This is a genomic window from Myroides guanonis (assembly GCF_900114085.1).
GTDB classification, from domain to species: Bacteria; Bacteroidota; Bacteroidia; order Flavobacteriales; family Flavobacteriaceae; genus Flavobacterium; species Flavobacterium guanonis.
In genome coordinates, this window is sequence record NZ_FORU01000001.1 from 54,820 (window position 1) to 71,702 (window position 16,883).

At 32.7% G+C, this 16,883-nt stretch carries 11 protein-coding genes; 8 read left to right on the plus strand and 3 right to left on the minus strand.

Features of this window, described 5'->3' with window-relative positions; translation table 11 throughout:
- The first annotated feature begins 154 nt into the window (after positions 1-154).
- From BM024_RS00290 to asnA, 7 genes are all read left to right on the plus strand, one after another.
- Positions 155-1,003 (plus strand): SRPBCC family protein, encoded by an 849-nt coding sequence (locus BM024_RS00290; RefSeq protein ID WP_090677765.1) that lies wholly within the window; start codon positions 155-157, stop codon positions 1,001-1,003.
- Between the two features lie 45 nt (positions 1,004-1,048).
- Entirely contained in the window at positions 1,049-1,603 is a 555-nt protein-coding gene (locus BM024_RS00295; RefSeq protein ID WP_090677415.1) for a Crp/Fnr family transcriptional regulator, read from the plus strand.
- Between the two features lie 155 nt (positions 1,604-1,758).
- The gene (locus BM024_RS00300; RefSeq protein ID WP_090677417.1) at positions 1,759-2,937 is read left to right on the plus strand and encodes a calcium:cation antiporter; all 1,179 of its coding nucleotides are present in this window, start codon (positions 1,759-1,761) and stop codon (positions 2,935-2,937) included.
- 218 nt (positions 2,938-3,155) lie between these two features.
- Entirely contained in the window at positions 3,156-3,842 is a 687-nt protein-coding gene (locus BM024_RS00305) for a YjjG family noncanonical pyrimidine nucleotidase (RefSeq protein WP_090677419.1), read from the plus strand.
- A gap of 20 nt (positions 3,843-3,862) precedes the next feature.
- On the plus strand, positions 3,863-4,570 hold the full coding sequence (locus BM024_RS00310) for an ankyrin repeat domain-containing protein (RefSeq protein ID WP_090677421.1): 708 nt from the start codon (positions 3,863-3,865) through the stop codon (positions 4,568-4,570).
- A 48-nt stretch (positions 4,571-4,618) separates the two neighbouring features.
- Positions 4,619-5,224, plus strand: coding sequence for a GNAT family N-acetyltransferase (locus BM024_RS00315; protein ID WP_090677423.1), 606 nt, complete (start codon positions 4,619-4,621; stop codon positions 5,222-5,224).
- 270 nt (positions 5,225-5,494) lie between these two features.
- Positions 5,495-6,502, plus strand: coding sequence for an aspartate--ammonia ligase (asnA, locus tag BM024_RS00320; protein WP_090677426.1), 1,008 nt, complete (start codon positions 5,495-5,497; stop codon positions 6,500-6,502).
- 82 nt (positions 6,503-6,584) lie between these two features.
- Here the strand turns inward: asnA and BM024_RS13590 are convergent, their stop codons facing one another.
- Complete coding sequence (locus BM024_RS13590; RefSeq protein ID WP_143077685.1) at positions 6,585-6,815, minus strand: hypothetical protein; 231 nt, start codon at positions 6,813-6,815, stop codon at positions 6,585-6,587.
- 606 nt (positions 6,816-7,421) lie between these two features.
- On the opposite strand from BM024_RS13590, the gene BM024_RS00325 reads away from it, so the two are divergent.
- The gene (locus BM024_RS00325; RefSeq protein ID WP_090677428.1) at positions 7,422-14,933 is read left to right on the plus strand and encodes a choice-of-anchor J domain-containing protein; all 7,512 of its coding nucleotides are present in this window, start codon (positions 7,422-7,424) and stop codon (positions 14,931-14,933) included.
- Between the two features lie 257 nt (positions 14,934-15,190).
- Here BM024_RS00325 and BM024_RS00330 read toward each other — a convergent pair whose 3' ends face one another.
- Together BM024_RS00330 and BM024_RS00335 are read right to left on the minus strand one after the other, a co-directional pair.
- A complete protein-coding gene (locus tag BM024_RS00330) occupies positions 15,191-15,625 on the minus strand; it encodes a GNAT family N-acetyltransferase (protein ID WP_090677430.1) in 435 nt (144 codons plus the stop codon).
- Positions 15,626-15,688: 63 nt separating this feature from the next.
- A complete protein-coding gene (locus BM024_RS00335; protein ID WP_090677431.1) occupies positions 15,689-16,810 on the minus strand; it encodes an MBL fold metallo-hydrolase in 1,122 nt (373 codons plus the stop codon).
- Between the last annotated feature and the right edge of the window lie 73 nt (positions 16,811-16,883).

The following is a 16,883-nucleotide window of genomic DNA, read 5'->3' on the forward strand; positions in this document are numbered from 1 at the left end:
GTATGTAGATGTTACTTTTTTTGATTGTAGTATATTTGAAAGTGCATATCAGAACAATTAAAATGTAGTTGTGTATAGTGACTAATATTAAGAGTTATGTATTTGTTTTGTTCTTTATATGTCGGATTTAACTAACCAACTAAAATTGATAATTATGATTACTTCATCTATTAAAATCAATGCGAGTGCTGAAAAAATTTGGCAAGCTTTGACTCAAAAGGATAAAATGAAAGAATGGTATTTTGATATACCTGATTTTGAACTCAAAGAGGGGGCGGAGTTTAATTTTTATGAACCAGGGGATGCGAGACTTTTTCATCATAAATGTGTTATAAAAGAAATAGTACCTAATAAAAAGTTTTCACATACATGGACACATCCAGAACATAGTAAAGGAGAAAGTACAGTTACTTGGACTTTAGATGAACAAGAAAACGGAACTTTGGTGACTTTAACTCATTCTGGTATTGAAAGTTTTGTAGATGCTGGACCTGATTTTGCACCAGAAAATTACCAGATGGGATGGGATGGTTTTATGTTTATTCTTAAAAATTATTGCTACGGAATTAAACCTAGAATTTATACTATTGATATTAATGCTAATGCGGAACGTGTTTGGAGTGCTTTGTTTGATTTGGATAATTACAAAGAATGGACATCCGTTTTTTGTCCTGGTTCATACTATGAAGGAAAATTAGAGATAGGGAGTAAGATTCTTTTTTTGAATCCTAACGGTTCAGGAATGTTTTCTAACGTACATTATATGATTTACCCTAAGGATTTAATTTTTCAACATGAGGGAGAGGTTATGGATTTTAAAGAACAGCCATTGACTGATGAAGTAGAAAAGTGGAGTGGTTCCTTTGAAAGGTATTCTCTAAAAGAAACAAAGAATGGTACGAAATTAATTGCTGAGGTAGATCTGACAGAGGAACACAAGGATTATTTTGATGAACATTTTCCAAAAGGTCTAAAAATAGTGAAAGAGTTGGCAGAGAAATAAAGACCGTTGATAAATTAACCAAAACAATAAAGTTAAAAAATTTTAATGATAGATATTATAACGGACATTTTTCCTATATCAAAAGATGCACAGGACCAACTAATGAATTTGATGGAAGAAAAGCATTTTGAGAAAGGTACACTTTTGATGAAAGCAAATCGTCTAGAGAAACATATATACTTAATTAAAAAGGGAATTGTTCGCGCATATTCTGACCACCAAGATGGAGAGATTACATTTTGGTTTGGAGAGGAAGGGAGCGCTGTTTTGTCTATGAAAAGTTATGTTGAAAATAAAAAAAGCTATGAGAATATAGAGTTGTTGGAGGCTGGTATTCTCTATGAAATTTCTATAGATCAATTACAGCTATTGTTTGAAAAAAATATAGAGGTAGCCAATTGGGGAAGAAAGTTAGCGGAAAGAGAACTTTTAAAGTTAGAAACTCGAATGATTTCACGGGAATTACTTTCTGCAAGACTACGATATGAAGAAATACTAACACATTGTCCAAGTTTAATAAAACGCGTGTCGTTAAAATATATAGCCTCTTACTTAGGAATTACTCCAGTTAGTCTAAGTAGAATCAGAAAAGAGATTTAGAGAATTACTTATCTTATGATAATTTTATTAGAGTTTCAAAGGGGTAATTTTGCATCACAAATTGTACAAATCACTTTTGAAACTCTTTTTTATTTAGTAAGAGTAGATATTGCAATTGTGGTGTATAGAAAATAATCATCTTAATTTATTGAACGATGGCTTTAACTACAGGAACTACCTTAAAAGAAATTTTGAATACTAAAACTATAATTCGACTATTATTAATCTGGGTGGCTGTTGGAGTTATCAGTATTTTTAAAAATAATGTATTAGGTAGTGGTCTCACTCCACTAATCGGAGGCTTAGTTTTTTTATTATTGCTAATCACTATTGTTGGCGCTTCGTTTGGAGTTGTCAAAGAAGCAGATGCTTTAGCTAACAAACTTGGTGAACCATACGGGACTTTAATATTAACCCTTTCGATTGTTTGTATAGAAGTAATTCTAATAACTGCAGTTTTATTAGGTCCAGGAGAATTTCCGACAATTGGAAAAGACTCTATCTTCTCTGTTATGATGATTATTATGAATTTAGTGATGGGGATTTGTCTCTTATCGGGTGGTTTAAAATATGGAGAGCAAGAATACAATGCACCAGGAGCATTATCATATTTGTCGATGATATTCTTATTAGGTGGAATTTCAATGATACTACCGAACTTTATAATAGGAGCAGGCGAGGGGGCTTTTACCAATTTTCAGGCTATGTTTATCTCGGGAGCTATTGCTGTTGTGTATGCTGTTTTTTTAAAATTCCAAATGAAAGAATACAGTTATATGTATGTACAACCGTGTTTGGGAGCAATGGAGATTTTATTTAAAAGAGCTGATGTAAATACAGATTCACCTATAAAATTATCTACCCCCAAAGCGGGTTTAGATAAAGAAACAATCGTTCGAACGTTGGTTTTATTAGCTTGCATTTTGCCTATTATTATATTGTCAAGTCCTATGGCAACTGTTGTTAATTATGGAATTGAAGTGTCAAATTTACCTCTTCAACTGGGGGGGGTATTAATAGCAATTATTGTATTTACACCTGAATCGATTACAGCAATAAAGGCTGCTATGAACAATGAATTACAACGAGCTGTTAATTTATGCCACGGAGCATTTGTTTCTACAGTTGGATTAACAGTTCCTGCGGTGTTAATCGCTGGGTTAATAACTGGTAAAACAGTATTGTTTGGTATGTCAAACACCGAAATGGCACTGTTTTTTATTACTTTTATTTTAAGCTTATTGTCATTTCTAGGAAAGAGAACGACTCCTGTTTTAGGGGTTATGCACTTAATGCTTTTTGCTGTCTTTTTATTGTTGATTTTCAACCCATAATAGTTGTTTTTTTTTTGAAAATATCATAGATAGTAAATTGCAATAAAAAAACACTATTTTTTTTATTGTTTTGTTTTTGAACTATATTGGTGAAACAGAGTTTTAATATGCATGCTTGCAATAGTGCTTAGTTGTATTATCTTGTGTTTTATAATTTAGTATATTGAGTTTAATAATGAAAGTATTAGATACAACCATTACATGTTATAATAATTAAAATGGATAAAAAGCAATACAAAGCTGTATTTATTGATATAGATGATACTCTACTGGATTTTAAAAAATGTAGTCAAAAAGCTTTAGAAGAGAGTTGTAAAAGCATTGGAATAAAATATTCATCCGAATTATATGAATATTTTCATAAAGTAGATAAAGCACTTTGGGATAGGCAAAAGTTAGGAGAGATAAAGGTAGAACAAGTTTTGCAAATGCGTTTTGAAACATTGTGTAATTCTTTTGTTGAAAAAGTAGATCCTTCTTTATTTAATAAAAAATTTCAAGAAAGTTTAGCCAAGACAGCTGTTTTAATAGATGGAGCAGAGGAAATATTACATTACTTAAGTTTGAAATACAAGCTGTTTGCCGCATCAAATGGTATTTTAGATATGCAAACCTCACGACTTAAACTATCTGGATTATATGGCTATTTTAATAAATTATTTGTCTCGGATGTTATCGGCTTTGAGAAACCAGATAGGAGGTTTTTTATTCATTGCTTAAAAAAGAGTAATTATAAGTCTAGGGAGGTTCTTTTTATAGGAGATAGTTGGGAAGCAGATGTTGAAGGAGCAATGCAAGTAGGAATTGATAGTTGTTGGTTTTCAAAAGTTCAAAAGGAAAGTAAAGAGATAAATAAGCCTCTATATCAAATAGAAGAGTTAATTGAGTTACAAGAATTAGTGTAGTTTTAAAAGAAGATATAAAGATGAGAAGGATTCAAGAAATGAGGTGGATGATAACGTTGATTATGAGTACGTTTGTTTTTACAAACTGTCAATCTTCACAAAATAATAATCTGGAAATAGAACAACGTATGAGTGAACAGAGTATTTTTAATGCAATAGATTTAAACGATATAAAGGAGGTGGGACGTTTGCTTTCATTAGGGATTGATTTAGAGCAAACGAACGCGGAAGGACAAACTCCTCTATTGTTTGCAACTTATTTAAAAAGGAATGAGATCGCATTGCTTTTGATGAAAGCAGGAGCAAATGTCAATGCACAGGATAAAATTTTAAATAGTCCATTTTTATATGCTGGAGCAGATGGGAACTTAGAAATAGTAAAAGAAGCATTAAAACACGGAGCTGACTATAACGTTTTTAATAGATATGGAGGAACCGCTTTAATACCAGCAGCAGAAAAGGGGCATCTCGAAATGGTTCGATTGTTAGTAAATACTCCAGATTTTCCAATCGATCATGTAAATCGATTGGGATGGACAGCAATTATGGAAGCAGTGGTACTAAGCGATGGAGGTCCTATTCACATTAAAATAGTAAAAAGCTTGATTGAGGGGGGAGTAGATGTAAATATTCCAGATTCAAAAGGAGTCACTGCTTTGTCTCATGCTCGAATTAGGGGATTCCTGGAGATTGTATTGTTATTAGAAAAAGCAGGTGGTCATGTTTGAAAACTTTAATAAATAAAACACACCTAAACTGAAAAACTGATGTAGCTTATGAAAACAATTTTCGATTTTAAAGAATATTATGAATTGGAAAACGATTCGTGTAAGTTGATTCCCTTAGAAATAAATCACTACCAATATTTATTGGATTTTGCATTACATGAACCTGAATTGTGGAAGTATTCTTTGCAACAAGCAGGGGGGGCAGAAAATATGAAACGCTATATAGAAGATGCAATAGAGTCTCGTAAAAATGGAAAGTCCTATTCCTTTATCATATATGATAAGGTAAAAGAGTCTTATGCAGGTTGCACCCGGTTATATGATGTCGATTTAAATAGCGATAATACTTCTTTAGGATATACTTGGTATGGAAAGGAGTTTCAAGGAACAGGTTTAAATAAAAACTGTAAATACCTCTTGATGGAATTTATCTTTGATGAAATGAATTTTGAACGATTAGAGTTTCGTTTAGATAGCAATAATCAAAGAAGTCTAAACGCGTTAAAAAGCTTAGGCTGTGTGGAAGAAGGAGTGTTAAGGAGTAATGGCTATACAGTGGAAGGGAAAAGAAGAAGCTCCATTGTAATGAGTGTTTTAAAGGAAGAATGGGAGCAAGAAGTTAGAGAGTATTTAGGAAATAAACTTATAAAATAGACTCATTGAAAAATAGCATTGGACTTAATATTTTGCTAAATGTTTGATTAGATGTTTTGTACTTGGAAATATATTTTCTAATATTGTATAACAAGAAACAAAAGTATGATACTACGCAGTAATAATTTCTCAGCTAATAATAATTTGAATAATTCTATTCGAAGCGGGAGACTATTGCACTAAAATTATATATAAGATTTTGTAAAGCCTCTCGAATTCGAGAGGCTTTTTTGTTTCTATTACTTTTTACTAAAAATATAAAAACGGTCGATGATGGGTAAAGATTTACTAAAAACGGAAGAAGCGATAGCGTTTGTAAAAGAGAGTTTTACAAGTTCGCTATCAGAAAAATTAAAGTTACACAAGGTGTCTTCACCTTTGGTAGTATTAGATGAAACAGGAATTAATGATGATTTAAGCGGTGTTGAACGAGCTGTTTCCTTTCCTGTGAAAGCGCTTCAAGACAAAAGAGCAGTAGTGGTTCATTCCTTGGCGAAATGGAAAAGGATTAGATTAAAAGATTTCGAGATAGAAGAAGGAATAGGGATTTTGACAGATATGAAAGCACTTAGGCCAGATGAAGATTATTCTCATTTACATTCTATCTATGTTGACCAATGGGATTGGGAAGTAAGAATGAATCCTAAGCAGCGCACGTTGTCTTATTTAAAAGAAACAGTGGGGAGAATATATGACGCTATGTTAGAAACGGAGAAAGCAGTTCATGTAAAATATCAAGAGATAACACCGAGCCTTCCTAAAAGCATTACCTATATTCATTCAGAAGAGCTTTTGATGAGGTATCCAAACATAACACCAAAACAACGAGAGCATGAAGCAGCTAAAGAATATGGAGCTATATTTTTAATTGGAATAGGTAATAAATTGTCTTCTGGAGAACCTCATGATGGGAGAGCACCTGATTATGATGATTGGAGTACTCTAAACGAAGATGGATACATTGGATTGAACGGAGATATTATAGTATGGCATTCTGAATTACAGGAGGCAGTAGAGCTATCCTCTATGGGGATTCGAGTAAACAAACACGTGATGGAACAACAATTAAAAGAGCGAAAATGTGAAGAAAGATCTCAATTTATGTATCATAGAATGATATTAGAAGAATTATTACCACAGAGTATAGGAGGTGGAATAGGTCAATCTAGATTGTGTATGTTTTTCTTAAAAAGGAAGCATATAGGCGAAGTTCAAGTAAGTGTTTGGTCAGATAAGCAAAAATTATCTTTGGAGGTTGAGGGTGTTTTTTTATTATGATTTACTGAATAATAAAAGAGTATGGAAGGGTAATAAACGATGTATTTATATGAGAATTTTAATTTATGGAGCATTAAACTAACTATAGAGTCTGTTTAATGCTCCATATTTCCATTAAGTCATAAACTGTTTTATCCAACTTCCCATCTTCAAATAGATAAATACCTCCATAAAATTCCGAGAGAATCCGATTTGCCTCGGGAGTATCGAGAAGCATATCTTTTAAGAATTTCTTTCTATAACTTCCTCTCATATTACTTTTGTAATAGTAATTATCAATAGCAAATAGAGGAGATGAAATAGGTTCTATCAAAGATTCGTTTAAATGGTCATGATTACATATTTTTAGTTTGTGTAAGAGAACTATGTATATCCTTTTTCAATATTGTGTATGAATTTTAACGGATTGCATTTTGAATTAGAATGATACTTTGTTGTTGAATTATTTATTTATAGACCACACTAGTATTGTGTAGTTTATGTTTGTCTAGTCTGTTTAATAACCTGAATATTTACTTGTGTTAATTTATTGATTTTAATTATGTATTTTATGAATGTTTTTTAATTTTAAATAAATATGAAATATAGGGTTTCTGAACCTAATATTTGGTTATTATATCGTTTTTTTGTGGATAACGATGGGTATTCTATGATGGTAAATTGTGAAAAAGAACATGTGAATTTATATTTTAAGTAATTTTTATATGTTTAATTGTTGTTTTTGTTAAGCATATCTTTTTGTTTGAGACTTTGTGTGTCTACTCAGTTTTATAGGTATTATTCTATAGTTGTTTTTTTAATAGCTGTTTAATTGTTAATTATTTAAAAGTATGATTTTACGAATAAGTTAAAATTAACAGTATAAAAAGTTTTGAATTTGTTATATTTGAGTATTAACTCAATGAAATAAGACTATAGTATGAGGAACTTTACTTTGTATTTTAACAAATTTATGATTGTATTATTGCTATTGATAATTCATAATGGCTATGCAATACCATCATCGATTGAATATCGAGAATATAACTCGAATTGGTTGCAGAAAAGTTTTGCACCAGGATTATTTTTACAACCTTATTATGCGTTTGAAAATAATGAAAGCATTAATGTAGCAGCTGCTGGAAGTTCTCTTTTTTCCGATGATTTTGAAGGTGCTACCACAAATTGGACTTTTATTAATAGTGTCCAAAATGGTTGGTTTATTGGAACAGCTACCAAAAATGGAGGAACTAAATCCATGTATGTTTCTGATGATAAAGGCATTTCTAATAGTTATTCATTAACTACTTCAGTTTCTTTTGCGGTAAGTAAAGCTATTTCTATTCCAGTTAGTACATCAGATGTTAGTTTGACTTATGATTGGAAAGGGGAAGGAGAGGGGACAGCAAGCTATTTATATGATTATCTTGAAGTCTGGATAGTAGACGAAAGTTTTACCCCAACGGCTGGTACTAAAATGAATACAACTAAAGGGAAACTATTAAAAGGGCCTTCACTTAAACAAGCTACTTGGAAAACGGAATTTTTAGTGACTGATGTTAGTATTTATGCTGGAAAAAAGATAAAGATTGTTTTTCAATGGGCAAATGATTTTAATAGCTTTTATCCACCTGCAGCGGCAATTGATAATGTAGAGATTGAAACTATTTCATGCTCTTCTCCCAAAGACATGAAGGCTGGGGCTATTAATACTGATAGTGCAGATGTTACTTGGGTTGGACCTAATGGATATCTTGACAACAACTATGAGCTTTTTATTAATACGACTGACAATAGCCCTAGTGGTTCGTCAACTATTATAAGTGTAAATAATGCACTTACTTATAGTTTTAAAGGCCTAGTTCCTAATCAAAGCTATTTTGTTTGGTATAGAACTGTATGCAGTCCTACAGATAAAAGTTATTGGACTGGACCATATCAGTTTAGAACACCTTGTGTATTGTTAAATCTTCCATTTTTAGAAGGTTTTGACACTACTTCTAGTACAATATATTGTTGGACTATAATAGATAATAATAAGGACGAAACCACCTCTAATAATATTTGGAGAACATCAACTTCATTTAAAGATGGTACTCATTCCATGTATTTTTATGGTAATTCAACTTCTCCAAAACACGATGATTGGTTAATTTCTCCGACATTTAAAGTCGATTCTACCAAAACATATCGATTAAAGTATCACTATAAGACATCAACATCTTATAAAAATGATTTTGAAGTCAAACTTTCTAATTCAGGCGTTGGAGTTAGTGATTTTACTACTACGTTAATATCTAAGAAAGGACACAGTAGCAGTGATTGGGATGAAGAGCGTTATTTCATGACTGGAATTGAAGGGGAAATTAATATCGCTTGGTTGGTAAACACAGTTAAGAGTGGTACATATCTCTATTTGGATAATATATCGCTAGAAGAAGTAAATTGTACGGAAGCATTTGATTTATCTTCTAAAGATATAAAATCAGATAGAGCTACTATAATATGGCAAGACAATAAGAATTCTTCATGGGAATATTCCATCCAAGAGAAAGATGACGGAGAACCTATAAGTGCTGGAACTCCTACAACTGTAAAAGAAGTTATAGTAGATAAAAAACAAGATGGAACTCCATTAAGTGACAATACTGAGTATGAGTACTATGTTCGTGCTAAGTGTGCTAATGGTGGTTTTAGTGATTGGATAGGACCATTTGTTTTTAGAACTACTTGTAAGGCATTAATAACTCCATTTACTGAAACCTTTGAAACAAATTCACCTACACTAGATTGTTGGAATATATTAGATAATAATGGAGATGGGATATCATCAGGAACTAATAAATGGAGACTATATAATTCAACTTATGCTGCAAATCAAGGAAGTTATAGTATGTATTTTTATGGAACTAGTACTTCTACTAATCATGATGACTGGTTGGTGTCACCAACAGTGCAAATGAACAGTTCTTTTGTATACAGATTAACCTATTATTTTAAAACAAGTAGCTCAACTACTTATAATATCGAGTTTGAGGTAGTGCTGTCTACAGATGGAATAGACACTAAAAAGTTCACAACGGTTTTAGAACCTAAGACCGTTTATAAAACAGATAATTATGAAAAGAGAACTGTTTATATAACTGGGATAACAGGTGATGCTAATATAGCATGGCATGTGATGTCAAAAGGAACTACCTATGTTTATATAGATGATGTAAGTATCGAGAAAATGGATTGTATCGGACCTGAAGATGATGTGATTACTAAAGAAGTAAAAAAGGATGAGGCTACGTTTACTTGGGAAGATGATAAAAATAGTCAATGGGAATATTATGTTCAAGAAGCTGGTGGAACTCTTCCAGTAGGTAGTGGGAGTTTAGCAAATAAAAAAGAAATAACAGTTAAAAAACATAATGATTTAGGGGGAGGTAATCTAAAACCAAACACTGAATATGAATTTTATTTGCGTTCTACTTGTGGACCAGGTAAAACTAGTGGATGGATAGGGCCAATTACATTTAGAACCTTGTGTGACGAGTTTAATCTTCCATTCTGGGAAGGATTTAATACGGATTCTGAAACTTTAAGCTGTTGGACTATCGTTGATGGAAATAATGATGCTACTGAATCTGCTACAAGTAGTAATAGATGGAGAGCTTATCAAACAACTGGTTCTTATGAAGGCGATCAATCGATGTATTATTATGGCTCACAGTCAGATGTAACTAAAAAACCTCATAACGATTGGTTGATATCTCCTACATTTAATTTTGATGCAACTAAAATATATCGTATAAGGTATCATTACAAAACTTCAACAAGTTCATCCGATACATATGAGTATGAACATGAAGTAATGTTGTCTAAAGCGGGTATAGATCTTGACAAATTCACTACGACAGTCGTTGCAAGGAAAAAATATGCTCCAGGTTCAAATTATATTGAGAAAAAGGAATTCATTTCTGGTGTTGGCGGAAAGGTAAATATTGGTTGGCATGTTACTTCTAATGCTAATTATACTACTTTATATGTTGATAACGTTTTTGTAGAAGAAGTTAGTTGTCCGGAGCCAATCGATTTAGACGTTAAAGATGAGAAAGAAACAGAAGCAACTATTTTCTGGAAGGATAATTTCGGTTCAGACTGGGAGTATTATGTAGTAAAAGCCGGTGGGGCTGTACCAACAGGAAATGGTACCCCTACAAAAAATAAAGAAGTAAAAATTACTCAAGACAGTAATGGAAATGTGTTAACACATACAACTGTATATGAATATTATGTCAGAACCATTTGTAGTCTCGAAGAACAAAGTGAATGGTCAGGGCCTTATTTGTTTAAAACCGCTTGTGGGGTATTCGACACACCATTCTGGGAAGGCTTTAATACAGGATCTGTTACTTTAGACTGTTGGTCTGTTATTGATGAAAATGCAGATGCAGGAATGTCTACTACCTCAAATATTTGGACAACTTCAACTACAAGGTTTGAAGGATCTCATAGTGCCCATTTTTATGGATCTCAAAAGGAAGAAGATAAACGTCCTCATAACGATTGGTTGATGACACCGAGAATCAAGTTTGAAGCTGGTAAAAAATACCGTTTAAAATATAATTATAGAACAACTTCTACAACGAGCTATGATTATGAGTTTGCTGTTTTAATGTCTACTACAGGTACCAATAGCACAGCTAATTATACGCAAGTTATTGTTCCTAAGAAGAAGTATGATCCTAGCACGGAATGGAAGGAAGAATATTTATTTATTGATGGTGTAAATGCAGATGTAAGTTTAGCATGGCAAGTTACCTCTTCAAGTCAATATACTTATTTGTACATAGATAATGTTTCGATAGAGGAAGTTACAGGATGCCCTGAACCACTTCCTACAAGTATGGGTGTAAAAGATATTGAAGCTAAAAAAGTGACTTTATTTTGGGATGATGCTTTTGGAGCAACAGCTTGGGAATACTATATTCAAGAAGCGGGTAAAGCATCACCGATAGGTTCTGGTACAGCTTCTACTACAAAAGAAACAATTGTAACCATAGATGGAAAAGGAAATCCTTTTACTCCTAACACAGAGTATGAATTTTATGTTCGCACAAATTGTGGGAATGGAACTTATAGTATATGGCAAGGACCTATTAAATTTATAACAGGTTGTGATATTTATACAATTCCATATTATGAGAATTTTGATAAATTAGAAAAGACATACCGTTGTTGGACCATTATCGATGGAAATGCCGATGCTACTTCTCCTACGGGAAATAATATTTGGAGAACATATGATATAGCTTCTGGTGTTTATGAAGGAGATCAAGCTATGTATTTCTATGGAACCACTGGACAGACGCATGATGATTGGTTGGTTTCTCCTACCATTAAGATGGATCCAGGTATGTATGTTTTAAAATATCACTATAGAAGTTCTGCATCTTATAATAATGAATTTGAAGTGTTGATGTCTTCTCAAGGTATTGATACTACGAAATTCACGACTACAGTACTTCCAACGAAAGTATATAAAAATGGGAACTACGAAGAAGAAGTTACGTTTTTCAATGGTGTTTCTGGGGATATTAATTTAGCATGGCATGTAAAATCGGTTGGTACTACATATGTATATTTAGATAAAATCACCTTGAAAAAAGTAGATACATGTCCAGAGCCATATTATGTGAAAATAACTGGTCAAACAGCGACTACTATTGATTTAGAATGGCAACAAGATGGAGGAATTACTTCATGGGAAGTTCTTGTAGTGGATTATGGACAAGATGAAACTGCTACGCCAATCCAAACAACTACTGTAACAGGAACTCCAAAAACGACTTTAACTGGTTTTACTGGAGGAAAGGCTTATACGATTTTTGTGAGAGCTAAGTGTACAGATGGTAAATCAAACAGTGATTGGTCTACTAAGGTTATTTTTGGTACTAAGGTTGATGGTAATGATATTTGTTCAGGAGCATTTACTATTCCTGTGAATGATGGTAAGGAGTGTTTAGAAACAGTTTCAGGATCATTTATTAAAATGGCTAATGAAAAAACTATCGATTCTCCATCTTGTAATACATTTTTAAAGAAAGATGTATGGTTTGAGTTTACAGCAAATAGAGATACACATGCGTTGAAAATTTTAGATTGGATAAATTTATCTGGGACTACAGTAACTACAATTTATGGAGCTATTTATGATCAGCCTTGTACTTCTATAACGAATACTGCGCTAGAATGTTTTACGCTTAGTTCGACCTCTAATTTTAAAGCGTTTAAAAATTTAATTTCGGGTCAAAAATATTATATAAGATTAGGAATCAATGATAATGTATATACACCAGATATTGATCATATATTTAATTTGTGTATTACTTCTCCAGATTATTTATATGTAAGTCCTCATGGAGAAGATTATACTGCAGAAGAATTAGTAAAAGATGTTTTCGTTAAGTCTAATTGTGACTTGGTTTCAAATGTAACTTATCAAGTTGGAGACGGTAGTCCTGCTACCACTTCTATAAATACTTTAGGATATTTTAATCAAAATAATACAGAGTTTCCATTTAAAGAAGGAATTGTATTGTCTACTAGTGAGGTAAAATTTGTTTCCGGCCCTTTTAATGGGGCATATGCTGATAGAGGGAAGAACCCTTACAGATGGACAGGTGATAAGGATATCAACGACGCTATTAATGCTGCTGGAGGTGGACCTACTGAAAGTAAAAGGGTGACTCAATTAGAGTTTGATTTTATCCCAATTAAAGATTCTATTAAGTTTGAGTATTTGTTTACATCTAACAGTTATGTTAAAGGGTGTACCTATGATTGTGGAGTTGGAGCTTTATTTGCAGCTTGGTTAATTGACACAACAACAGGAGAGGGAATTAATTTAGCAAAAATTAAAGGAACCGATATCCCAATTGCATTGAATACCATTAGAGATGCAGACAAATCTGGTGTTACTTGTGGAAGTGTTAACCCTGAGTATTATTGGAAACATTATGAGAATGGTATAGATGAACCATCAGAATCTCCTATTGATTTTGTAGGAATGACTAAAGCTATGGAATCTGATAAGTATTATGTAGTTCCTGGGCGTAAATACCATATTAAACTAGCTGTAATGGACTTTTGTACTACTCAGTCTCACTCTTCTGCTGTGTTTTTTAATGCAGGTAGTTTCGATTTAGGTGATTTAGATTTAGGTGCAGATTTATTAGTAGAGAATGGAAATGCTTTATGTGGTGGAGAATGCGTTACGATTAAGTCTGGCCTTGGTGAGGAGAATGTAAATATCACTTGGTATAAAGATGGTGAGGTTATTCCTGGAGCAACAGAACCTAATTATGAAGCTTGTGAATCTGGAGTTTACAAAGTTGTGGGTGAGTATCCTGAAATCAATTGTTCGGTTATTGGAGAAAAAATAATTGAAATTTTCCCTCCTATTTCAGTGGTAGTTAAGAAACCAAATCATATTGATTTGTGTCTGAACTCACTAGTACCAATTGTTTTGAACCTTGATGATCAAGAAGATGAAATGTTCATAAACGTAAATAGAGAAGATTATAAAACCACTTATTATCTAGATTTAGCAGAAGCAGAACAAGGAAGTGATAACTTTATTGATCCTAAATATGCTTATGATACTGATCAAGGAGGAATTAGCATATTCATACGTATAGATGATTTGCGGACTGATTGTTTTGAGATTTTTGAGTTAATTATTAAAGTTTCGAAAGGAGAAGTTCCTAATAAACCAGAAGACGTTGTAATATGTGCTAGTTATACCTTACCTACCTTAGAGGAAAACCAGTATTATTATACTGAATCCGCAGCTAAAGGGGTCGAATATAAAGCGGGAGATGTATTGGATGTTCCAGGTGAACACACTATTTACATCCTACAACGAAATGGTGATGAAGGTTGTTATGAGGAGGTTTTCTTTAATGTTTCTATCACGGGAGATGTTAAAGCAGACATCTTTGAAGATGCAGTTAGGGATTGTATTTTGTATGTATTAAACCCACTTTCAGAAAACAATAGTTATTATACTAAATCAGGTGGTCCTAATGGAGATGGTGTTAGACTAATTCCAGGTACTGTCGTTGGAACTACTCAAACAATTTATGTTTATGCTAGCTCAGAAGATGGTTTGTGTGTGGATGAAAGTAGTTTCTCTATTAGATACGAAGATTGTCCAATTCAAAAAGGAATTTCTCCAAACGGAGATGGGGTTAACGACCAATTTGACTTAAGCTCTCATTCAGTACAAGACTTAAAAATCTATAACCGATACGGTGCTGAGGTTTATTCTTATGGATTTGGATATACCAATCAATGGGTTGGGCAAGATAAGAATGGCAATGGACTACCTGATGGAACTTATTATTATGTAGTATTATCACATAATAAGATTCGTACGGGTTGGGTTCAAATTAATAGATAATTTAAATTAAAACTATTGAAAGCGGGGAGATTTACAATACCCGCTTTCTAATTATAATGATGAATTAAAAGAGATTGTGTTTGTAGAACGTTTTCTGAGTACAGATTACTTAAATATAATCAAGATTCTTTTAGTGTTTCAGTGTAATATTTTAGTCAATATTTGAAACTTAAAGCTACTCCTAAAGGGGTAGCTTTTTTATTTTATAGACTTATTTACACCATTTTTAAAATCCCAAAAGAGACTATATGAGATAATTAAAGCTTCATTCTCAAGATCGGATAGTCTTTACCTAAATCATCTTTCTCGGTTCGCTCAAAAGTTTTAAAACCAAAATTTAGATAGAATTCATAAGCATTTTTATTTTGTTCATTTACATCAACGCAAGTTGCATTCAAGGAACTACACGCGAATTGGAGTAGTCGTTTCCCCAATCCTTGACCAATATAATCAGGATGTAAAAACAACATTTCTATTTTAGCCCCATCAATACCAATAAAACCAATTAAAGATTTAGAATCCCATAAACAGTGCACTTCGAATTGAGAAAAATCCATAGAATAAAGAAAGTTGCGTATTTCTTCAAAATCCTGTGGTTTTAAGAAGGTATGAGTTGCTAATACCGATTTTTCCCAAACGATGAGTAGGTCTGCACGATCTTTTTCGGTGTAAGGTTCAATATGATAATTCATTATAGAAAGGGATTTAATTTATTGATATAAGTAGTGTTTAGAACTTTTAGAAACCCTTGTAGTTTATCTCCACCAATAGGTGGAATGTGAATTCATACTTTTTAAATCTACTATCTCTCCAATTAAGGGAGTAATTAGTGCTTGATTTTGTTTAACGGCTTCATTACTTACTCTTTCTAAAGGCTCATACCAAGAGTGATTCGCCAAAACAAATTTTGATGAATGGACCGGAAATAAAATTTTAGCGTTTAAATCTTTGGTTGCTTGAACAACCTCTTCAGGCATCATATGAATGTGTTTCCAACTTAGATTGTACTGGCCATTTTCGAGAATTGCAATGTCGAATGGACCTAACTTATCACCTATTTCTTTAAAATGAGTGTCATAACCACTGTCTCCACCTAGATAAAGCTTTAGGGAGGGAGTTTCTAAGACATAGGAGGCCCAAAGCGTATTGGCAGACCAAATGCTTCGTCCAGAAAAATGTCTTGCTGGAGTTACCGTAACTTTAAAACCACCTTCTAAATCAATAGTGTCCCACCAATCCTTTTCTATAATTTGATTTGTGGAATATCCCCAATATTCTAAATGAGATCCTACTCCTAATCCAACTATAATTTTTCCCACTTTAGGTTGCAAGGTTTTTAATGTTTTGTAGTCCATATGATCGTAATGATCATGGGAAAGAAAAAGATAGTCAATATTTGGAAGAGCTTCTGCGGTAGTTACTTCAGTACCTTTAAAAGCTTTTCCACTTCCTGGAAGTGGAGAAATGCTACCACTGAATACAGGGTCTACTAAGATGTTCTTACCGTTTAATCTGATGAAATAGGAAGAGTGACCGAACCAAATTAAGCAATTGTCTTTGTTTATCAATTTATCCCAATTCAATTCAATCGAAGGAATGTCATGGTTGGGTTTGCTTTCTTCTGATTTTTTAAAGAAAAACTCATATAAAGCGATACTAAAATTCTGTGTTATTTGTGGAGTATGGTTGGTATTTTTAAATTTCCCTTCTCTAAATTGCGGTGATTGCTTGATGCGTTCTAATCTTTTACCTGAGGGTCTTTTACCAAATTGTGGATGAAACATATAGAGTATGCTTAAAACACTTAGAATCGCGATTAGTAACAGGCTTCTTTTAAAAAAGGTTTTTGAGCGCTTATAATTTTTCGTATTCTTCATGTTGATTTTTATACAGTACAAAAGTAGTGTATAAAATAGACTTTCTATTTTTTGAAAAGCAGATTAGCTATGC

Bases quoted from the DNA above. Each gene is read 5' to 3' on its own strand.
- BM024_RS00290 (WP_090677765.1), top strand. From the start codon at position 155: ATGATTACTTCATCTATTAAAATCAATGCGAGTGCTGAAAAAATTTGG.
- BM024_RS00295 (WP_090677415.1), top strand. From the start codon at position 1,049: ATGATAGATATTATAACGGACATTTTTCCTATATCAAAAGATGCACAG.
- BM024_RS00300 (WP_090677417.1), top strand. From the start codon at position 1,759: ATGGCTTTAACTACAGGAACTACCTTAAAAGAAATTTTGAATACTAAA.
- BM024_RS00305 (WP_090677419.1), top strand. From the start codon at position 3,156: ATGGATAAAAAGCAATACAAAGCTGTATTTATTGATATAGATGATACT.
- BM024_RS00310 (WP_090677421.1), top strand. From the start codon at position 3,863: ATGAGAAGGATTCAAGAAATGAGGTGGATGATAACGTTGATTATGAGT.
- BM024_RS00315 (WP_090677423.1), top strand. From the start codon at position 4,619: ATGAAAACAATTTTCGATTTTAAAGAATATTATGAATTGGAAAACGAT.
- asnA (WP_090677426.1), top strand. From the start codon at position 5,495: ATGATGGGTAAAGATTTACTAAAAACGGAAGAAGCGATAGCGTTTGTA.
- BM024_RS00325 (WP_090677428.1), top strand. From the start codon at position 7,422: ATGAGGAACTTTACTTTGTATTTTAACAAATTTATGATTGTATTATTG.
- BM024_RS00330 (WP_090677430.1), bottom strand. From the start codon at position 15,625: ATGAATTATCATATTGAACCTTACACCGAAAAAGATCGTGCAGACCTA.
- BM024_RS00335 (WP_090677431.1), bottom strand. From the start codon at position 16,810: ATGAAGAATACGAAAAATTATAAGCGCTCAAAAACCTTTTTTAAAAGA.